The organism is Bacillus sp. UNCCL81, assembly GCF_900112535.1.
Taxonomy (GTDB): domain Bacteria; phylum Bacillota; class Bacilli; order Bacillales; family Bacillaceae_G; genus Gottfriedia; species Gottfriedia luciferensis_B.
Genome location: NZ_FOMF01000013.1, coordinates 76,155 through 96,832, shown reverse-complemented (window position 1 = coordinate 96,832; position 20,678 = coordinate 76,155). Strand labels below are relative to the sequence as shown.

At 34.3% G+C, this 20,678-nt stretch carries 17 protein-coding genes; 8 read left to right on the top strand and 9 right to left on the bottom strand.

Features of this window, described 5'->3' with window-relative positions; all coding sequences use genetic code 11:
* Positions 1-133 precede the first annotated feature (133 nt).
* Positions 134-1,054 (bottom strand): lipase family protein, encoded by a 921-nt coding sequence (locus BM319_RS21445; protein ID WP_175495668.1) that lies wholly within the window; start codon positions 1,052-1,054, stop codon positions 134-136.
* Between the two features lie 194 nt (positions 1,055-1,248).
* Here BM319_RS21445 and BM319_RS21440 point away from each other — a divergent pair, with 194 nt between their 5' ends.
* On the top strand, positions 1,249-1,734 hold the full coding sequence (locus BM319_RS21440) for a CarD family transcriptional regulator (protein WP_254664590.1): 486 nt from the start codon (positions 1,249-1,251) through the stop codon (positions 1,732-1,734).
* 367 nt (positions 1,735-2,101) lie between these two features.
* Here BM319_RS21440 and cspD read toward each other — a convergent pair whose 3' ends face one another.
* Together cspD and BM319_RS21430 are read right to left on the bottom strand one after the other, a co-directional pair.
* Positions 2,102-2,302 carry a cold-shock protein CspD gene (gene cspD / locus BM319_RS21435; RefSeq protein WP_025568675.1) on the bottom strand — a complete coding sequence of 67 codons (201 nt, stop codon included), beginning with the start codon at positions 2,300-2,302 and terminating at the stop codon, positions 2,102-2,104.
* A gap of 224 nt (positions 2,303-2,526) precedes the next feature.
* A complete protein-coding gene (locus tag BM319_RS21430; RefSeq protein WP_139226558.1) occupies positions 2,527-4,296 on the bottom strand; it encodes a M14 family metallopeptidase in 1,770 nt (589 codons plus the stop codon).
* A gap of 886 nt (positions 4,297-5,182) precedes the next feature.
* Between BM319_RS21430 and BM319_RS21420 the strand changes: the two genes are divergently transcribed.
* From BM319_RS21420 to BM319_RS21410, 3 genes are all read left to right on the top strand, one after another.
* A complete protein-coding gene (locus BM319_RS21420) occupies positions 5,183-6,814 on the top strand; it encodes a hypothetical protein (protein ID WP_069033760.1) in 1,632 nt (543 codons plus the stop codon).
* On the top strand, positions 6,792-9,548 hold the full coding sequence (locus BM319_RS21415; protein WP_091024611.1) for a DEAD/DEAH box helicase: 2,757 nt from the start codon (positions 6,792-6,794) through the stop codon (positions 9,546-9,548). Before BM319_RS21420 ends, BM319_RS21415 begins: the two co-directional genes overlap by 23 nt.
* Before the next feature lie 65 nt (positions 9,549-9,613).
* Positions 9,614-10,177: a GrpB family protein gene (locus BM319_RS21410; RefSeq protein ID WP_069033758.1), complete on the top strand. Its 564-nt coding sequence runs from the start codon at positions 9,614-9,616 to the stop codon at positions 10,175-10,177.
* A gap of 151 nt (positions 10,178-10,328) precedes the next feature.
* On the opposite strand, the gene fabZ is transcribed toward BM319_RS21410, so the two are convergent.
* Together fabZ and BM319_RS21400 are read right to left on the bottom strand one after the other, a co-directional pair.
* Positions 10,329-10,751, bottom strand: a complete 423-nt coding sequence (gene fabZ / locus BM319_RS21405) for a 3-hydroxyacyl-ACP dehydratase FabZ (RefSeq protein ID WP_056469377.1) — start codon at positions 10,749-10,751, stop codon at positions 10,329-10,331.
* Positions 10,752-11,137: 386 nt separating this feature from the next.
* Positions 11,138-11,773: a Crp/Fnr family transcriptional regulator gene (locus BM319_RS21400; protein ID WP_091024609.1), complete on the bottom strand. Its 636-nt coding sequence runs from the start codon at positions 11,771-11,773 to the stop codon at positions 11,138-11,140.
* Between the two features lie 68 nt (positions 11,774-11,841).
* Here BM319_RS21400 and BM319_RS21395 point away from each other — a divergent pair, with 68 nt between their 5' ends.
* Genes BM319_RS21395 through BM319_RS21385 form a run of 3 tightly spaced genes read left to right on the top strand, consistent with a single transcriptional unit; the run spans position 11,842 to position 14,997 of the window.
* Positions 11,842-12,981: an aminotransferase class V-fold PLP-dependent enzyme gene (locus BM319_RS21395; RefSeq protein WP_091024607.1), complete on the top strand. Its 1,140-nt coding sequence runs from the start codon at positions 11,842-11,844 to the stop codon at positions 12,979-12,981.
* Complete coding sequence (locus BM319_RS21390; RefSeq protein WP_175495667.1) at positions 12,962-13,585, top strand: YitT family protein; 624 nt, start codon at positions 12,962-12,964, stop codon at positions 13,583-13,585. The genes BM319_RS21395 and BM319_RS21390 overlap by 20 nt, the downstream gene beginning before the upstream one ends.
* Positions 13,582-14,997: an amino acid permease gene (locus BM319_RS21385; protein WP_091024603.1), complete on the top strand. Its 1,416-nt coding sequence runs from the start codon at positions 13,582-13,584 to the stop codon at positions 14,995-14,997. Before BM319_RS21390 ends, BM319_RS21385 begins: the two co-directional genes overlap by 4 nt.
* A 111-nt stretch (positions 14,998-15,108) precedes the next feature.
* Here BM319_RS21385 and BM319_RS21380 read toward each other — a convergent pair whose 3' ends face one another.
* Entirely contained in the window at positions 15,109-16,380 is a 1,272-nt protein-coding gene (locus tag BM319_RS21380) for an MFS transporter (RefSeq protein ID WP_091024601.1), read from the bottom strand.
* A 153-nt stretch (positions 16,381-16,533) separates the two neighbouring features.
* On the opposite strand from BM319_RS21380, the gene BM319_RS21375 reads away from it, so the two are divergent.
* The gene (locus BM319_RS21375) at positions 16,534-16,791 is read left to right on the top strand and encodes a hypothetical protein (RefSeq protein ID WP_098231086.1); all 258 of its coding nucleotides are present in this window, start codon (positions 16,534-16,536) and stop codon (positions 16,789-16,791) included.
* Between the two features lie 26 nt (positions 16,792-16,817).
* Here the strand turns inward: BM319_RS21375 and BM319_RS21370 are convergent, their stop codons facing one another.
* From BM319_RS21370 to BM319_RS21360, 3 genes are read right to left on the bottom strand one after another with little or no spacing between them, the layout of a single operon-like run.
* The gene (locus BM319_RS21370) at positions 16,818-17,936 is read right to left on the bottom strand and encodes a GerAB/ArcD/ProY family transporter (RefSeq protein ID WP_175495666.1); all 1,119 of its coding nucleotides are present in this window, start codon (positions 17,934-17,936) and stop codon (positions 16,818-16,820) included.
* A 17-nt stretch (positions 17,937-17,953) separates the two neighbouring features.
* Positions 17,954-19,135 carry a Ger(x)C family spore germination protein gene (locus BM319_RS21365; protein WP_091024597.1) on the bottom strand — a complete coding sequence of 394 codons (1,182 nt, stop codon included), beginning with the start codon at positions 19,133-19,135 and terminating at the stop codon, positions 17,954-17,956.
* A 2-nt stretch (positions 19,136-19,137) separates the two neighbouring features.
* Complete coding sequence (locus tag BM319_RS21360) at positions 19,138-20,661, bottom strand: spore germination protein (RefSeq protein ID WP_254664589.1); 1,524 nt, start codon at positions 20,659-20,661, stop codon at positions 19,138-19,140.
* Positions 20,662-20,678: the final 17 nt, after the last annotated feature.

Here is a 20,678-nt window from a genome sequence, read left to right as displayed (position 1 = left end):
AGCGAGCATCCTGTAATGGAAATCAACATCACCTACTCCTTTTACGAAAATTTGGTAATTTAATTGACAAAGTTGTTTTTCAACAGCGTGTAAAAGCTACTATCTATGATAGTAGCTTTTAATTTTCACCGTACTATTTCCAAAACGCACCCTCAAACTCAACTAAATCGTGATATGGGTACAAAGGTTTCAACAATCTTGCTTTTGTCCATAAATCTGTTGTTTTTTCTAAAGCAGTTAAAGACGTTTTATAATTCTCATCAACTGTAATATATTTGATATTACCGAGATGCTGGAGTGAGTACCCAGTTATTTGTTTAAAAAAGGTTTTATTAGCGTAGTCCAATGGGTCACCCTTTACAATGTAATTTGTAAAAAGTGGTTTAAACGTTTTTTGGACTTTTTGTGACTTTGCATGAAGTTTTTTCGAACCATCATCTAAAAGTACACCTAATGAGTTAAATGTAACGCCCTGTACAAAAAGATGATTTTTCAATTTTTTATCATTTTTAAGCTGATAACCTACAAATTGAGCTAAATAACCTCCAAAGGAATGACCAGTAACATATACACTTGAATGCTTATTCTCTTTTTTATTTAATATTGATGAAACCCAGTCATATGCTTGCTGAGCTTGTTGATCTATTACAACTGGTGAACCATTCTCAGGAGTTTCAAATTCAACTAATCTTTGATAAATATCTTGTATATTAATTTTCTTTAATCCACTAAAAGCAAATAGTAAACTATTATTTTTATTATTTTTTAATGCTATTGCAGAAAATCCAATATTACCAGATGTAATGGAAACAAGCCTATAATCGCTAAGATTCTTATGAACTTGAGTAAGTAATGGATCAGCAATCCCTTTATGTTCTCTTAAGCTTTTGCCTATTTCTTTACTTAGAAATGCTTCATAAGAAAGCTCAGATGCTGATAATAATACGCCATCTGGAAGCTTCTCTAGCTCTCTTTGCTCTTGTTGGCTACATCCGGTGGTCGTTGTAAAAAAAGTAAGTACTGTAACGATAAAAATAACTACACGAAAATTCATTAGTAACCTAACCTCCTTTCGACAGTCTCTTTCTTCCATATTATGTCCACGACCATATGACATGTTCATCTTTTCCCCAAAAAAGTAAAAAATTATACATAAAATTATTGACAGTTTTATTTTACAGATGTTATCATATAAATTTTGATATTTCATTTATTAATGTTATACTTAAGTTATAAGAATTTTCGGAGGTGGGTACATTGTTCAAAATTGGCGATCAAATTATTTACCCAATGCAGGGAGCTGCAGTAATTGATTCCATCGAAGAGAAAGTTATACAAGGTGTAACACAACAGTACTACATTATTAACATACCATCCAGCAATTTAAAATTGATGGTCCCTCAAGGGAATGTGTCAAATACGAAAATTCGTTTAGTCGAAGACAAAGAATATTTAAGTAATGTATTAGATGACTTTTCAAATGGTCTTCCTGACGATTCCTTATCTTGGAAACAAAAATATGATACAAACATGAAAAAATTAAAGTCTGGCGAATTACTCGCTGGTGCTCAAGTAGTACGTGATCTAACACTTCAAAGTAGGGAGAAACCTTTAAACCCTAGTGAAAGAGAAATGCTAGACATGGCTAAACGCATGTTTGTTGGTGAACTTAGCTTAATTAAAGGCATATCGCAGCTTGAAGCAACCGAATTAATTGATTCTGCATTAAAATAAAGATTTTTTTAGGAAAAAGAGCTTACTTTAAGCTCTTTTTTTTGATTTTCGAACTTTTTAGTTACTTTAATGAATACCTAGGATGATCAATAATCAAAATAAAGTATGAGTATAGTTTTAAGTCCGGTATGATTTCTATTGTCTTTACCAGTTTTAAAACCAGTTTTAGTTGATTTAGTATTATTATAATAGAAAATCCGGAAGACATTTGAAGTTTTAAAATTTTTTTCGAATTCGCTTAAATAGTTTATTTACGGTTGTGGTCATTTTATTTGTAGGCGACGCCATCACTTCACTTCTCTATACAAAATAAAAAAAGACTGCTAACAAAAATGCTAGCAGCCTTTTACTCACTCAGAAGTGAAAATTATAATTTAACTACGTTTTCAGCTTGAGCGCCACGGTTACCTTGAGTGATCTCAAAGCTTACTTTTTGGCCTTCTTCAAGAGATTTGAAACCGTCGCCTTGGATAGCTGAGAAATGTACGAATACATCGTCTCCACCTTCAACAGCGATGAATCCGAAACCTTTTTCTGCGTTAAACCATTTAACTGTACCTGTGTTCATTGTACGAACCTCCATATATACCTGTTTTTTTACACTTAATGAGTATTGTTAAGAAAAAATACACACATTAGAACAGGATGAAAATTCGTCCCTTTTAACACATGAATTGAATTAACCAATTTCTTATTAAGTATGTTCCTATCTTAACATAAAATGAAATGAAAAACAAATTGTGCACGAAGATTAATTAAATTTAGTAATTTTATTATAAAAAATGTGATTTTTTACTTTTCGTTAGCAAGTATTAAACCAACTGGTAAGTTTTTCTTTATAATACTACTAAAGTAACTATTTGGCACTGGTTTGTTCCCTACATAAGGAGAAATTTCAATAGTAAATCCTGGTCGTTTTTTTGCAGCAACATACCAGTCTTTATATCCACCGCCTCCACCTTTGGCAGGAGCGACCAAACTATACCCTGTTTGTTTTGATAATTTTGTAGCAATTGCCTTATCTCTAGCCATTTGAGATCCTGTTTGATTATAATGCCAGAAAATAATATTTCCTGATGAGTGGTATGCAACTGTATTTTTGAATGAATGTTTATTAGTGAAATCATATAAAGCTTTAGCTTCTGGTTCACTTAAAGCCTTAGTACCTTTATAGTTATCAGGGCCGGGCTTTGACTTATTACCAGAAATTGTACTCCACCCAGCTGGATATTGTCGATTTAAATCTACACCACGTACATTTGCCTTCCAAGCTTTAAAATTCTTGCTACCATTATTTAATTTAATGACCTGATTTGGATTCTTTGCACTGCTCGCACCTTTTTGTACAAGCATTACACCATCAGGATTTACCATTGGTACAAAATAAATAGACGTTTGAGATAATGTTTTTCTTACATCAAAACCAGAAATTTTTGTATTTTTTTCATAAGCACTTGCATATTGATCAAGCATTTCCATTATGACATTTGTTGTCATATGCTCACGAGCATGATGCGAACCATTTATACTAATTTCAGTTTTTCCAGTCCCTAGTTTAATCGCATATAAACTTCTACCATCTACCGATTTACCAATTGTTTCAACTTTAGTAAATCCAGGATACCAAGCATTCAGTTCCTGTAAATCCGCTGTCAATTCTTCATATGAATAATCACCATTTGGGTCAACGTAGTTATAGGTTTTTAACGAAATATCTGCTTTAGGGATCAGTCCCTTAAGTCCTCCAACTTTTACGACATAATAAGAGGAATAAGCTGAATCAATTACTATTTTTTGCTTAGCAGGTATGTTAACCATTGTTGGTTTATTATCACGCGGGAGGACAATTTTAGTATTTCGCACTGCAACACCCGCCGTAATTTTAACAGGCTGCGTCACGATACTGATCACAGGCAAGGTCCCATTTGGTAAAGGAATAGTTTTATTTTTATCAATATAAGCAGTTTGATTAGAATATTGAATCATTAAATACTGATCCTTCACACCTATTTTACTAAAAACCGTATTTGCTTTAACTGTTCCCCTATTCACTAATTTACCATTTTCATTTAATAATAGAGGTGTATCATTCGTTACTTTAAAGACTTTCGCCGTTGGGTAGATTTCCCATGGAGTTGCATTTCGGACTGCACTTTTCAAAATAGTCCCCGCATTCCCATTATAAGTAACATAGTAAAGGTCATTCTCCTCTTTATCTACTTTTAACTTAACGTTTGCTGGTATTGTTATTGTAGTAGTTGTTGTACCAGTTGTTCCTCCAGTTGTCTCACCAGTTGTTGTGCCGCCGGTTGTTCCTCCAGTTGTTGTGCTACCGGTTGTTCCTCCAGTTGTCTCACCAGTTGTTGTGCCGCCGGTTGTTCCTCCAGCTATCTCACCAGTTGTTGCGCCGCCAGTTGTTCCTCCAGTTCCAGTCTGAATCGTCAATTCTGTAGGTTTTAGAGTTACCACCCATTTGTCTGCAGCTTTAGTTTCCGCAAATACATCTTTAAACATACTAAAAATAAGTACTAAAACAATTAAACTAGTAAAACCTTTTTTCAAATCCTTCACCTCTCTAGTTAATTCAAAACAATTGTGTATATGTAAATAATTGTTTTTTTACTATTGAAAAATCTCATAACAGACGAAAAGCCCCCTGTTTAGGGGGCTTTTTTTGACTGTCTAATATATTAATATTTTATTATATTAGCATTTTCTTTGCATATTAAAATTGTATTACACACTTGCCTATTCTTGTTACGTTTTTTACTTTTAAATTTAGGTAATTAGGTATGTTTTTATAGATTTAAGTTGAAACTATGAGGATTTTACATATAAGTGCGTTTTAATTGTTGAATTAATTGAGGTTTGATGGTTTTTATTTGCGATTTCCGGATTTTAATTGTGATTCTCACTTTTTATTTGCGATTTCCGGATTTTAATTGTGATTCTCACTTTTTATTTGCGATTCCCGAATTTTAATTGCGATTTTCACTTTTTATTTGCGGTTTCCGGATTTTAATTGCGATTTTCACTTTTTATTTGCGGTTTCCGGATTTTAATTGTGATTCTCACTTTTTATTTGTGATTCCCGAATTTTAATTGCGATTTTCACTTTTTATTTGCGTTCCTTGAATTTATTTGCGATTTTCACTTTTTATTTGCGTTCCTTGATTTTAATGCGATTTTCACTTTTTATTTGCGTTCCTTGAATTTAATTGTGATTTTCACTTTTTATTTGAGTTCCTTGAATTTATTTGCGATTTTCACTTTTTAATTGCGATTCCCGAATTTTAATTGCCATCCACTCTTTTATTAATGATTTCAAAACTACAACATAAAAGTAACAATCTATATCAACTTTCAATTTTTCCCTTTTCGGCTATGTGTATCGTATTTGTTTAGGGTATAATTACCAATAAGAATGTTTCGAGTAAGGAGGCATCGAATGCTTCAGCGTGATTTAAGTAAAGATATTATTTATGAACTTTCATATTCACTCTTTTCAAAGCTTTCTCCTCAAAATACGAGGGACGCAGAGCTTGTTGAAACTGGCCTACAGTTGTATCGACTAGGTCAGGTATATAATGTTTCAGTTCGAGAAGGTCGTCTAGTTGGTGTTGTTGAAGAAGGGGATCAAATTCATTTACCAATTTTACATATTGAAAACCATGATCAAAATGGATGTGATTGCTACGAAGCTCCTCCATGCCAACATCAAATTGCACTTCTTTGCTATGCTGCCGCTTCATTTTCTTTAGTCGGAGATATTATGAGGAAGTTTAAGCAGTCTTCTTTAAAAAGTATCCCGAATATAATGACTGGTCGCCAACTGCTAGATCAAATGAGTATGTTTGAGCAGGATCGACCGAAAGAGACAGTAGCGTTATTTGAGCAAAAGTATAAGGAATATATAGAACAGCAACGAACGTCATTTTACCAAGATGTTTATTTTGTATATCCATTATATGAACGGTTTTATCATGGATTATTGAATCAACAACCACGTCAAGAAAAGGAAAAGCTACAATATCAGTTACTTGCGTCAATTTTTACAATGAATAAAATGGTCGGACAAATCGAAATTCAAAGTACAGTTTACGACAATGCGCATTTACCGCGCGAAATGACAATGCTAGAAAATCAAATTGACGCTGTAAGTAGGCAATTACATAATTTAACTGGGGGCTCCGTGTCTACTCAGTACGAAGAAGTTCTTCGTGAGCAGTTGCAGGATCTTTTATTAGAAAGAAACCTTTGTTTAGTTCCTCGTTATAACTCTTTTCGTCATGTATATAAAGAGCTATTAAATAGCCCAAAGATTTTATATAAGGATTTAGAAACATTATCAAAGGTTGAGGACAACTATTATGCAGATTTAGGAAAAGCTCATCTATATTATTTATTAAAAGAAGATGAAGCAATGCTGCCCATTATAAAGCACTACAGCGATAATGAACGCACTCTATATTGCTTTACTTACTGGATAGAAAATCTTCGAAAAAACAATGAAACAGATCGGCTAACATTATTTTTACCATTGTATTACGAGATGCTTTTACACTTTTTAAAAAATGGCGATGATGAATATGCAAAAACTACTTTTGCGAAACATTTCCTTACTAATTATGAGTACAATAGTTTTTACACTAATGAAACGGCCGGCTTAGAAGTAGTTTATCAAGCACTACTTCCATATAGTGTGATGCAGTACACTGATTATTTAATGCATAATCGGGAATACAAACGATGGGTTGAGCTGCAAATGCACTTATATTCTTACAATCCTGATTACATTGATAAACATGACCTTCAGGAAGTACATAAGTACTCACCTCAATCTGTATTACCTATATACCATCACTTAGTTCTTTATTACATTGATTTAAAAGGCCGAGCAAACTATAAAATAGCTGTTCGATATTTGAAAAAACTAAGAACAAATTATAAAAAATTAAAGCGCATGAATGAGTGGGAAGACTATATTCAGTATGTTGAATCTCAATTTATTCGTTTACGTGCACTTCAAGAGGAATTAAAGAAAGGAAAATTAGTCAATGAAGCGACTAGCAAATCTTAGTATTGCCGTAAAATGGGTTGAGCGAAAAGGCTTACTCATTTATGGAATGCAAAGTCACGGTGTCATTTTACCGGTAACCGCATGGAAGCATCTAGTGTTTCAATGGCATGAACCTTCATATTATGGGACATTATTGCAACCGACCCGAGTCGGTCAGATTGAAGGAATTCTTTTAACTCCAATCGAAGCACTTACTTTTTTTAGAGAACACCAAGAAAACTCATTAGTAGAGATTACTTATTTAGATGAAGCAAATGAGTTTCATTCGATAATCTCAAGCTTATACAATGATTTTAACGAGGGCCACGTTTCGCCAAGTTTTGCTCATTATCAGGCTGGCGAAGAGCTATGGAAAATTGATGGATTTGAACAATTAGAACCAACTTTACAGGAATTGGTTTCTTCTGCAATAAAACAGCAGTTTGAAATAGAAACTTTACAGTCTAAACGCTGGGATATTGCTAGGGGCTTGTATCATAATCCAAGTTATATAAAACAGCAACTCACACATAGTATTGATGAAGACGATTGGCATGTAAAAATTGGTCTAAGAGACGATGATGTTCCATTTTCGATTCGATTAGTACTTGAAGAGCCAATGAGTGAGCATGATGATTGGAATCTTCGTACATATTTAATAGATGAGCGAAAAACGATAAAACCTTATGAATATAACGGACATGAATCATTACATAAAAAGCATTCTTCTTATGCTGAGTATTTAGATCGAACGTTCCAAGGTGTAGGATTATTAGCACCAAACTTAATCGATAATCATATGCCAAAAGAAGTTTTAAGTGAACAAGAAGCTTGGACATTTTTAACAGAGGATAGTGAAAAAGTACTTTCAGCAAATATTCAGGTTCTTTTACCAAGCTGGTGGCAAGCTTTAAAACAAAATAAGATGACTTTAAAAGCAAGTGTAAAAGGTAAACCTGCTGGAAATTCATTTTTCAATATGGAAACATTAGTTGACTTCAACTGGCGAATCTCTACAAATGGAATGGAGCTTTCGGAACAACAATTCCAACAATTCGTTGAAAATCAAAGACGTTTAATTCAATTTAATGGACAGTGGATTGCACTTGACCCTGCTTTTATTGCACGTATGAAGAAAATGATGGCAAAGGCTGAAAAGCAAGGACTTAGATTTCACGAAGTTCTTCAACATGAGCTACTACAAGGGACTGAAAAACCTGAGGACGACCACTCACCTTTTGCCGAGGTTGAAATTGAAGTTGATGAGGTATTCCGAGAATTAACTAAACGATTAACATCCATTTCAGAAGTTCCTGAGCTTAATGTTCCTCATGGTCTACAAGCAACATTACGAGCATATCAGCAAAAAGGATTCGAATGGTTAGTTCATTTAAAAAATATGGGATTTGGTGCACTACTTGCTGATGATATGGGGCTTGGTAAAACAATTCAATCGATCTCTTATTTAGCTTATCGTAAAGAAAACGAAGAAAATCGAGGAGCATCATTGATTATCTGCCCTACTTCTGTTATCAACAACTGGAAACGAGAAATTGAATTATTTTATCCTGATTTAACTGTTCATGTTCACTATGGAGGTAACCGTTTAAAAGGTGAAGACTTGTTTTCAATAATGAGAGATTTCGATATTGTCATCACCTCCTATGCTTTAAGCGTGTTAGATTATGAAGACCTAAAGCAATATGTTTGGAAAAGTATCATTCTTGATGAGGCTCAAAACATAAAAAATCCAACCACTAAGCAGTCTCGCGCAGTTCGTGGGTTAAAAGCTGAGCACCGGATTGCTCTTACTGGTACTCCAATGGAAAACCGCTTAACGGAGCTTTGGACAATCTTTGATTTTATAAATAGAGGATATCTTGGTTCACTAAACCGTTTCGCAAGCAATTATGTAAACCCTATAGAGAAGGACCGCGATGAAGAAAAAATAAATGCTGTTCATCGTTTAATTTCACCTTTCTTACTAAGACGAACGAAGCAAGATGAAGATGTTGCTTTAAATCTTCCACCAAAACAAGAACAAAAGATGCTTTGTCCTTTATCAGTGGAACAAGCTGCATTATACGAGCAAGTTGTTCAAGACAGTTTAAAACAAATCGATACATTAACTGGTATCGAACGTCGAGGCCGCATTTTATGGATGCTAAATAAATTAAAACAAATCTGTGATCACCCTTCTTTATTCTTAAAGGAATCACAGCTTGTTGAATTCGAAGAAAGATCAAGTAAAGTTGAACGACTATTCGAATTAATAGACCCAATCCTTGAACAGAGCGAAAGCTGCCTAATTTTTACTCAGTATGTGAGAATGGGTGATATGCTTAAAGAGGCGATCCAAGCAAAATTTGGTGAAGAGGTATTATTCTTAAACGGTAGTGTTCCTAAAACTGCCCGTGATAATATGATTTCTCGCTTCCAAAACGGCGATGTAAAAGTATTTATTCTTTCACTCAAAGCTGGTGGAACAGGATTAAACTTAACAGCAGCAAATCACGTAATGCACTTTGACCGTTGGTGGAATCCAGCAGTTGAAAATCAAGCGACTGACCGAGCATACAGAATAGGGCAAACAAAATTCGTTCAAGTCCATAAATTTGTAACGATCGGAACGCTAGAAGAAAAAATTGATGAAATGCTACAACGGAAACAATCACTGAACGATACAATCATAACGAGCGAACAGTGGATTACAGAATTGTCTATGGATGAGCTTGTTGATTTGTTAGGTGTTTAATTTGAATGAAAAATGGGATTATTGTATAGAGATAATCCCATTTTCTCTTGAATGGAGGTTATATTATGGGCACAAATAGTGGAAGGAACGTAATTGTCAAAAACCATGATGAAAACTGGAAAAACTTATTTCAAATAGAAGCTAACCGTGTACGTGAAATCTTAAAAGATGAGATTATTGAGATTCATCACATTGGTAGTACATCAGTTCCAAATTTAAAGGCGAAACCGATTATTGATATGTTACCCGTCGTTAAAAACATAGAAAACATAGACAAGTATAATGATCAATTGGCTGAAATTGGTTATGAGGGACTTGGTGAGTTCGGTCTTCCAGGTAGAAGATACTTCCGAAAAGGTGGTGAGAATCGTACCCATCAAATGCATATGTATCAGTTTGATAATGCAAAAGAAATTGAGCGTCATATTGCTGTTCCTGCCTATTTAAGAGCACATGAAGATGAGATGAAAGCATATGGCGAATTAAAAGCGCAGCTTGCTGAAAAATTTCCAAATGATATTTATGGATACATGGATGGAAAAGATGCTTTTGTGAAGGAAATAGAGCGAAAAGCTATAGAGTGGAGAAAAACGAATAAAGCTCACTACACATTTAATCATGATAACTAATTGATCAACATAATTATACGGGCAAAAACCTTTTAATTGCAGATTCGGCTTCTTTATTTACAGTTCATCAATCTCACTGGTTGCTTAACAATATTTAATAATAAAAAAATCCTATTTTTTCAAAATAGGATTTTTTATAATTTAATTCGATTTATTTAAGTGCAAATGTAAGTTCAGCTTCACAAGCGATTTGTCCGTCAACCGTTGCTACTGCTTTACCTTTACCGATTGGTCCACGCATTTTCACTAGTTCAACCTCTAGTCTTAGCTGGTCGCCTGGTACTACTTGTCTTTTAAAACGGCAATTATCGATACCAGCAAATAATGCTAGCTTTCCTTTGTTTTGCTCTAAGCTTAATGCTGCAACTCCACCAACTTGTGCTAGGGCTTCTACAATTAGTACTCCCGGCATTACAGGATAATCAGGGAAATGACCATTAAAAAACTCTTCGTTAGCTGTAACATTTTTAATACCAATCGCACGTTTACCTTCTTCATGCTCAATGATACGATCTACTAATAAAAATGGGTAACGATGAGGAAGAATTTCTTTAATTGCTTTAATATCTAACATTTTATGTAGTCCTCCAATTGAAAAGATTCAATATGTTAATAAAAAAGAAGCAAGTCTTAAGACCAGCTTCTATACGCTATAAATATAATACTATCTTATTTTGTAAGTTAACGCAAACCCATAATTAGCAGTATATTTTATCTCTTATCGCTCGATGACGTATTCATTTGGGTGTTTTTACATTATTAATTTATACTTCGGCTATTTGAGGTCATCCCAATTAAGAGATTTATTTATTCTAGTAGCCTATAGATTTTATAATCTAAGATTAGTATCTGTTCTATTTATCGAAAATTTTAAAAAATCAGATATTTTGTAAAGTATTTGACAGATTTAGGTGAAAGAATTTCTTAAGATTAAGTTACTATATGAAAGCGTTAAAACTCTTAGGCTAGTAATGTGTAGCGTCCTTTTTGTTTCAAGATAATTCCTTTTTCACATAATTCATTCATCACATAGGACACGCTTACACGTGATGAACCAACTACATAAGCAAGTTCCTGATGAGTGAATGGAATCGTAATCGTTATACCCTTCGGTGTTTTAATACCATATGAGGATGCTAATTGGCGCAACATTGTTAGAACTCGCTCTCCTATATCTGAAAAACTCATTAACTTCGTTTGAAGAAGTAAAGCTGATTGTTTGTTGCTCAATGATCTTAGTACTTTTTGAATAAGCATTGGGTCTCTCATAACAATATCATGAAATGCTGGTTTTGGTATTCGAAGGGCTCGTGCACTTGATGAAGTAGATGCGTTGTATCCATATACTTCTTCTGCCCATACGTTTGATTCTCCAATAATATTACCAGGTCCAACAATATATAAATGGCGTTCAGACCCATTAGGCGATAACAAATAAATTCGAATTCGCCCTTCAAGGACGAGATACACAAAAGGATGTTTCTCATCTTGTTGAAATAATATGTTTTCACGCGAAAATGAAAGTTCTTTACCTATTTCAAGAAAAGGAATTGCTGCCCATTCACCTTGTTCAAACCATAAGGACTGTTGATTCATATGTCACCTCATATTAATTAAATACCAAAAATGAAAACGCTACCAAATTAGTGGAAGGATGATTTAAAATGATAAACCCATTTATAGAAAAACGGTCTCTTTTTCCAACCTTATCTGAAACAATTCATTTATCAAGTTGTTCCCAAAGTGCAATCTCATCACCTGTGAAGGAAAGTATTCAATCTTACCTTACAAGCTGGACCGAAAAAGGTATGGACTGGGAAGGATGGATGGACAAAGTATATGAAGCAAAAGTCGCCTTTGCTACTTTAATAAATGCTTCTCCTGATGAGATTGCGGTGTTATCTAGCGTATCTGATGCCGCTTCATCATTTGCAGCGTCGTTAGATTTTACTGGAAGTCGAAATAAAGTTGTTACAACAGATATTGATTTCCCATGCATTGGTCACGTTTGGCTATCACAAGTACCACGTGGCGCAAACGTCACGTTTTTAAATGAAAACCTTCATCAAATTCAAATCGAACAATATGAAAAAGCAGTGGATTCAAACACACTTATTACCTCTGTCCCACATGTGTCTTATTATAATGGGTTTATTCAGGATATCAAAGCTATATCAAACATTACTAAAGCGAATGGATCACTACTATTTGTCGATGCCTATCAATCGGCTGGAAGTGTTCCAATCGATGTAAAGGAAATGGGAGTCGATGCACTCGCAACAGGTGCACAAAAGTTTTTACTAGGTATTCCTGGGATTAGCTTTTTATACGTAAGAAAAGAGTTAGCAGAGTCTCTCCACCCCCCAACGACTGGTTGGTTTAGTCGAGTGAATCCATTTGCTTTTGATCAGCATCTTCTTGATTATGCGGAAGGGACAAGGAGATTTGATACTGGTACTCCAATGATGATAAACGCTTATGCAGCTGGAGCAGGAATTTCTTTATTAAATCAAATTGGCGTTCCATCAATTCAGGATTACCTATCTTACTTATCTACTGTTGCAATTGAAACAGCGCATTCTCTCGGATTGACCGTTGTTAGCCCAACAGATTTATCAATAAAAGGTAGTAACACTGCAATTCGAGTGGAACAAGCTAACGTCGTTGAGCAATACTTAAAAACAAAAAAAATTATTGTCTCTGCCCGAAATGACGTTTTACGTGTAGCTCCTCATTTCTACAATACAGAAGATGAAGTTGTACGCGCGATTGAGGAAATTGCTTATGCAATTAGGAAAAGCTAACCAAAAACTATATTTCAAAAAATCAATTATAGTAATTGTCGGAACAATTTTGGTCGCACTTACCTATTACTTTTTCCAGGTTCCAAATGGAATTGTGGCTCCTGGGCTTGGTGGGATCTGTATGTTGCTAGTTAAATTTATGCCTATTCCACTGGGGATTCTTTATTTTTTATTAAACATACCACTATTTTTAATTGGATACCGAGCAGTTGGTGTACCATTTGCATTGCTTAGTTTACTTGGAATGTTTAGTTTATCATTCTTCTTAACTCTCTTCTCCTCACTACCAGGCCCACATCTTCCGTTAATAGGATGTATACTCAGTGGGATTTTGTCTGGAATCGGAATTGGAATCGTGATTTTAGCAGGTGGTACAACTGGAGGACTTGATATAGCAAGTGTAGTAATCAATAGAAAATTCCCGAATTTTTCTATTGGAAAAACGATGATGGTTATAAACGGATTTGTCCTTTTGTATTCCTTAATCGGAGAAGGATTACAGCGAACCTTCCTCACGTTTTTTAGTATGCTGATTGCCGGAAAAAGTGTTGATTGGACGTTATCTTATAGAAAACAATTCAAGAAAGGTGGCGAAACAATATGAATGAAAACAAAACTGTAATTGAACGAGAAGGAGGACTAAGTCGTTCGCTTACTAGTAAACAGCTGACCATGATTGGGATTGGTGGGGCAATTGGTACCGGTTTATTTATGGGAAGTGGCATTGCAATCGGATACGCTGGACCTGGGGTTATTATAAGTTATATTATTGCTGCATTCATAGCAGTCATAATGATGTTTAGTTTATCTGAAATGGCAGTTGTACACCCGACAGCCGGTTCATTCGGTACTTATGCAGAGATGTATTTAAATCCTTGGGCAGGTTTCCTTATTCGCTACACATATTGGGCGGCACAAGTAATCGCAATTGGTGGAGAAGCTGTTGCGGTTGGACTGTACATGCAGTATTGGTTCCCGAGTATTCCTGTTTGGTTATGGACACTTGGATTTGGTATTGCTTTAGTCCTTGTGAACAGCAGATCTGTTTCCAACTTTGGTCAAATCGAGTATTGGTTTGCAATGATTAAAGTCGTTGCTATTGTACTATTCATCGTTTTTGGTGTTTCGCTCCTATTTGGAATTGGACATTCACACTCTATAGGATTCCACCATTATACCGATCAACACGGGTTCCTACCAAATGGATTTAAAGGCGTTTGGATGGCAGTACTTATGGCAATCTTTAGTTTTTATGGTGTAGAGATTGTCGCTGTAACAGCAGGGGAATCTAAAGATCCAAAAAAAGCTATTCCTAAAGCAATGAAGAGCATGGTTCTACGTTTGTTTTTATTCTATATTCTATCATTAGGAATCATCGTTGCTGTTATTCCTTGGATGCAAGCAGGTGCCCATGAGGTTTCTGGATCACCGTTTGTAAAAGTCTTTGAGAGTTCTGGTGTGAGATATGCAGCTGGCATTATGAATTTTGTTATCTTAACCGCTGCTCTATCCAGTATGAATACTAATTTATACTTAACATCTCGTATGTTATTCTCCTTATCTCGCGGAGATTATGCTCCAAAGTCATTCGGTAAATTATCTAAAAATGGTACGCCAGTAACAGCAATTTTCATTTCAAGTGCAGGTGTATTAATCGCAACCGTATTGTCTATGTACTACCCAGATACATTTAACAAATTATTTGGTATCTCAATCTTTGGTGGAATTTTAGTATGGCTTATGATTTTAATTAGTCATCTTCGTTTTAGAAAAACCGTTCACCTTCATTATCACGAGCCTTTACCAGTTAAAGCACCGCTCTTTCCATTTCTTCAATGGATCGGAATACTACTACTTAGTGGTATTTTAATTACAATGGCATTTTCACCGGATTGGAACTCCGCTTGGAAAATTGGTGTGCCGTGGGTCATATTAGTATCAATTGGCTACTGGATCCAAAAAAGTCGCAAATCGAATTTATACAAACATAATTCAAATAATAAATCGGCACTTTAAATATTTAGCTCAAATTTTTTAAAGATTGTTAGTTTATAAATACAAATTCATACAAAAAGACAGGTATAAAAGAGGTAATTGCCTTTTATATCTGTCTCTTTTTTATTCTATTTATTGATTTATCGATTTCTCAACCTTTACGGTTTTAATAGACTCAGCTCTAAGATACTTAGGCAGTATAAATAAATAATAAATACCAACAATCGACAAGCTAGCACCGACTATGGCATGGAGCCATTCAATTTTTAAAATCGAAGGATAGAAAGCTGCAATTAATCCCAATGTGATGCTTTGGGAGAATAAAATAGTAGGAGATATCCACCCTTGAACTCTTCCCATCATCTTTTTTTCAACAATTTTAGGGAACCATCCACCAAGTCCAATATTAATAATAGGTAAAGCCAACCCGATTATGAATTGCCAAATGATATATGCATATGTGGTATTAGAAAAACCTCCTGCAATAACACATAAACCAGAAACAATTAGCCCACTTATAATCATATATGGTAGTGGCATTTTCTTCGCGAGCATTGATCCAACTATACTTCCAATTAAAACGCCTGAACCAAAAGCTACTCCAATATAAATTAACATTTCTTCATAGTTTGATGGTGCCAGTTTATATTTTAAAATAAATGATGGCATAACTGAAAATCCGCCATTAATTACACCAAATAAAAAGAAACCAGATATAAGTGATCTAAGTAATGAATGATTAATTATGTAGTATATTCCCTCTTTAAAATCCTTTAAGACTAATGTAAATTTTAAATCTTTAAGCTTATGTTCTCCATTCGGATTCGTAATGTCCTTTGAAACTTTTGCTAATAAAATAAATAGTCCCGATGCAATGAAGGAAATCATATCAATGACGATGGCTGCTTCTACTCCCAATGTCCAAAATATGAATGTTCCAATTGCTCCTCCAAAAAGCATAAATAAGCTACTAACTAGTTGGTTTAAACCGGCTGATATTGCATACTGATCTTCTGTTAATATTCCCTGTAATAAAGCAGACTGAGCCGGTTGGAAAAATTTCGAAACGCCACTTCTTAAAAAGAGAATTCCGAATGATAGGTAAATCCAATCCTGCATAATCGTTATTAGTAGAATAATTGATAAAATCGCGCTTATAAAGTCACAATTAACAGCTATTTTCTTTCGATTTAAACGGTCTGCTATTACACCTACTAAAAAGAAAACAAAGATCATTGGTAGAGTATACATTAGCTCGGTTATCGTAGCATAGTATGGCTGACTTGAAAATTTTCTTAATAAGTACAACATAAATGCTGTCATCCCTACTACAGAACCAATCTGGGAAGTAAAATTCGCTAAAAATAGCCATGAAAAGTTTTTGTTTTTAAATATTTGGATCAATTAATCACCCCTTTTACACTCTTTTTATTATATACCAAATTTTCAGATAAATGGTCGTAGACTTTTCTCGAAGTTTCCCTAACTTTTCGTATAATCACTGCCATCATATACCAAAATAATTGTAATTAGTCATTATAAATGGGGTGCTTAGCATTGAAGGTGTTTTGGGTTTTTCTTTGTTTATTTATACTAGAGATGTGCTTATTGGAAGGAATCGACTTATATAATGGAGATCAATTTCCTCACTTATTAACAAATATAAAGCTTAGCAAAACTGAACTTGTAGGTGAAGATTATGTATTAATTTTCTTCTTTACCGTTCCATTCGGCGTTGCCAAAATCGTCCTATCTTATATGAAAAAACTAAAAAAGAAACGAAATCAAGAACAAAATCAAAATACTTCAAATTAAAACGAAAGAGAATGCAGTTAGAGCTTCTATGCTGCATTCTCTTTTGTTTTTGTTTTTGCTTTTTTTTGGATGACTGCAATGACCAACAGAACGGTAGGAATAATGATTTGTAAAGGTATATGTAAATAGTAAGGCACTATGTCAAACCCTTCTTTATAGTGCTCTAAATAATCAGGTGCCATCCATACGGAACAAATTACTATGATTACTGCAATTGGATAGGTAAGTGTATCCGATTTTTTCACTTTAAATAAATCTGCCGCTCCAATGATCGCACAAAAGAAGAAAATCGTTATCTTAATAAATCCCCCAACAGCAATAACAATGACAACGACTGAATCGAGTCTTTGAATAAAATCAGCAATATTGATATAACTAATTGCCGTTAAGATCGGATAAGTAGCTCTCACCACTGTATTTGCTCCTAAAACACAAATATTAAGCATTGTTACTAAAGTTAAAAGCAGACCTGCAAAAATTAATCCAGGAATGCCGACCTTCCATGCATATTCCGGTTTCTTTAAATAAGGTAAAATCATTGTAAATACAATCATCTCACCAAATGGAAATGTAACGGTCAAAGGGTACGCTTCTTTTATTATGATTTTCCACCCCGTCTCTAGGACGGGTCTTAGATTATCAGTTTTTATGATTCCTGCAATTACTTCAAAACCAATTATTGACATCATTATGAAGAGGATTACGATAAATAGAAACTCACATACTCTACCGAATACTTCAAAACCTTTAAAGACTGCATACATACATAAAAACATAAATAATATACCGATTGAAATAAGAGAGGACGCGTTGTAAAGTGTAATCACTAGTAATTCTTCAAAGTCTCTAAGCACTCGTGCTCCAATATAAATAAAATAGAGAATATAAACCATTGCTAGTATTTTGCCTGCAAACTTCCCTAAAATAGATTGAATATATCTCGTAAATGGTAACTCGGGATACAGATCAAATAATTTATTGTAAACACATAATAGAAAGCATCCAGTAACCAAAGCTATTAAAACACTAATCCAAGCATCTTGCATTGCACCAGATGCAAGCCCTACTAATGTAGCACTCCCCATTTCAAATAAAAATATAATACTAAAGAATTGGTAAGCACCAATTGATAATTTTCGATTCATTAGCATTCCCTTCTTTTCTAAAATGGATAAGCTTTTTTTCTCATACCTACATTATTTATTTGGACATCAACATCAATTTTCACTTTAGCTTTTTGAAATTGGTCATTCCAATTTTTCTCATATTTTTTAAAAACCTTTGGATCTGATAAATGTAGTTTGTCGCCAAACCCAAAAATATCTGCACCATATTCTTGTACTTTTTTAATTCCTTCATCCAGGGATTTCTTTATCGCTTTCTCACTTAATAATTCATATTTTTTTAGTGTTTTCGCTTGATCAAAATTGTCATTACAAAGTACTTCATCAATAATGCCTATCGCTTTTACCTTTATGTGAATTATTGGTGTTTTACCTTTCATTTTAATCTTCGTGTCCGTTTTCACCCGTGTGAGCTCCATCGAATCAAATTCTTTTTTGCTGCATTTTATTTGTACATTTGTTTCTTTTATTGCATTATCAATTATTTGTACCGATTTTGCCGGTGCGCCATCTAACCACCCTACTAGCCTTCCTTTTTTAATAACGCCTAGCCCCTCAATTTTGTTAAAGGATGATTTCACACTTGAAAAATTATCAAGTGTTTCAGAAGTCTTGGATTCATTTTCTAAAACTGCACCATTAATGACTGGTTCTCTACCACTACTTGAAAGAGCTGATATTACTTGGCGCATTTGTATTTCTTGATTTTCCCCTAAAAGAGATGACGTATTTCTAATTTTTCCTACGATCGACTTAGCCGGTAATTTATCAAGTGCTGGCAAGTTATTCATTACATGATAAACACTGTCGTTCCTTGCAATAACAACTGGAATATTAACACGTATTTTGGAATCCCGCTCAAACACATCAAATATATAGTTCAACGTTTTTTCCTTTGCTAATTTTTCACCAATGACAACGAGCGCTACATGAGAATATATATTTGATCGAGAAACACTTTTTGTAATGTTTCGAGCCGCTTCCGAAATTGTTCTACCTTTTTGTTCTAGGGCAATAACTGGTGTACCTATTGAACCAGTAACACTGGCAATTGCACTCGGATTAATGATTTGAAGAACCATATTGTATTGATTATCTTTAGGTATATAATCGACACCCATAGCTACCACGATTGATACACTGTTTAATTCTTTATAATTAGAACAACTCACCAAAAGTAAACTTGTAATTAGAATTAAGATCATACATTTTCTCTTCATACTTATTCTCCAGTACTTTGTTCTTTAACGGTTTTTGGGTTTCCTTGACCAGGTACAACTAAAATAGTATCTTTTTGACTTTTTATACGGAATGGAGCAAATGGTGCAAAATATGGCTCTCCAAAAGATCGTAGGCTACACATATGTAATAATATAATTAAACCGCCAATCAACATTCCAAATAAACCAATATAAGCTGCTGCCAATAATAATATAAACCGAAGAATCCTAGCGGCTGTTGACATATTATAATAAGGGATCGTAAAGCTAGCAATCGCAGTAATTGATACGATGATTACCATTGACGCAGATACAAATCCTGCTTGTACAGCTGCTTGCCCCAAGATTAAGGCTCCAACAATAGAAAGCGCCTGCCCAACCGCTCTTGGCATTCGAATTCCGGCTTCCCGTAATACTTCAAAAATTAGTTCCATTCCAAGGGCTTCAACAATCGCTGGCAAAGGCACACCTTCACGTTGGGCCGCTAAGCTTACTAATAAAACCGTTGGAACTACTGCTTGATGAAATGATGTAATTGCAATGAAAATTCCAGGTGCAAACAATGCAGTCCAAAAGGACATATAACGTAGTAACCTTAAAAAAGTACCAATATATGAGCTTTGATAATAATCCTCTGGAGATTGAAAAAACTGTGTAAATGTAGCTGGTAAAATTAAGACAAATGGTGTACCAGCTATAAAAATTGAAACACGTCCTTCCAGTAAGTTACCTACTACAGCATCAGGTCTCTCTGAGTTAATCATTGTAGGGAAAATAGTCTTTTGATCGTTTTGAATATAGTTTTCAATATAGCTGGATTCTAAGATTTCATCTGCATTAATAGCCTCTAAACGATGTTTTACTTCCCTTAATAAATCTTCATCTACAACACCTTTTATATACATTATTTCTACATCAGTTCTCGTTACTTCACCTATTTTCATTGACTCGATTCGCAGCGCTGGGTGTTGAATTCTATTACGAATTAGAGAAGTATTTGTACGTAAGCTTTCTGTAAAGCTATCCTTTGGTCCTCTGATTACAGTTTGTGTTGAAGGCTCTGATATACTTCTAGATTGCACCATTTTTGTACATGCAACTAAGAAATTACTATCATGGTCTAAAAGAACAACGGTATCTCCAATTAGTAATGCCGATAGGAGATTTGTATAGCTTGATTGTGATTTTAAACTTGAAACGGCGATTACGCTTTTTAAGCCATTCTCTAAATCTGTTAATGACAGCGTTGTTTCTTTTTCTGCATTAATTTTAACGATTTTATTAATGATTCCATCATTCACTAATTTCTCATTTGAAATTCCGTCAATATGAATTACAGCAAAAGAATACTGCATGCCTTCTCCAAGTGTTTCATGACGAATCACAAGATCAGAGCTATCTCCAAAATCATCTTTTATTCTTTTTATATTCTCTAAAATGTCTTTACTTAAAGAACGTGATATATTATTTTGAAATGGAATTTTTTTATTTGTAGCTGCACTATTGGTTTCTTTGTAGTTAAACACTTTTTCCACCACCCCAT

What these genes read in the sequence shown, in the direction of transcription:
- BM319_RS21445 (WP_175495668.1), bottom strand. Translation starts at nt 1,054, where the DNA reads ATGAATTTTCGTGTAGTTATTTTTATCGTTACAGTACTTACTTTTTTT.
- cspD (WP_025568675.1), bottom strand. Translation starts at nt 2,302, where the DNA reads ATGAACACAGGTACAGTTAAATGGTTTAACGCAGAAAAAGGTTTCGGA.
- BM319_RS21420 (WP_069033760.1), top strand. Translation starts at nt 5,183, where the DNA reads ATGCTTCAGCGTGATTTAAGTAAAGATATTATTTATGAACTTTCATAT.
- BM319_RS21415 (WP_091024611.1), top strand. Translation starts at nt 6,792, where the DNA reads ATGAAGCGACTAGCAAATCTTAGTATTGCCGTAAAATGGGTTGAGCGA.
- BM319_RS21410 (WP_069033758.1), top strand. Translation starts at nt 9,614, where the DNA reads ATGGGCACAAATAGTGGAAGGAACGTAATTGTCAAAAACCATGATGAA.
- fabZ (WP_056469377.1), bottom strand. Translation starts at nt 10,751, where the DNA reads ATGTTAGATATTAAAGCAATTAAAGAAATTCTTCCTCATCGTTACCCA.
- BM319_RS21400 (WP_091024609.1), bottom strand. Translation starts at nt 11,773, where the DNA reads ATGAATCAACAGTCCTTATGGTTTGAACAAGGTGAATGGGCAGCAATT.
- BM319_RS21395 (WP_091024607.1), top strand. Translation starts at nt 11,842, where the DNA reads ATGATAAACCCATTTATAGAAAAACGGTCTCTTTTTCCAACCTTATCT.
- BM319_RS21390 (WP_175495667.1), top strand. Translation starts at nt 12,962, where the DNA reads ATGCAATTAGGAAAAGCTAACCAAAAACTATATTTCAAAAAATCAATT.
- BM319_RS21385 (WP_091024603.1), top strand. Translation starts at nt 13,582, where the DNA reads ATGAATGAAAACAAAACTGTAATTGAACGAGAAGGAGGACTAAGTCGT.
- BM319_RS21370 (WP_175495666.1), bottom strand. Translation starts at nt 17,936, where the DNA reads ATGAATCGAAAATTATCAATTGGTGCTTACCAATTCTTTAGTATTATA.
- BM319_RS21365 (WP_091024597.1), bottom strand. Translation starts at nt 19,135, where the DNA reads ATGAAGAGAAAATGTATGATCTTAATTCTAATTACAAGTTTACTTTTG.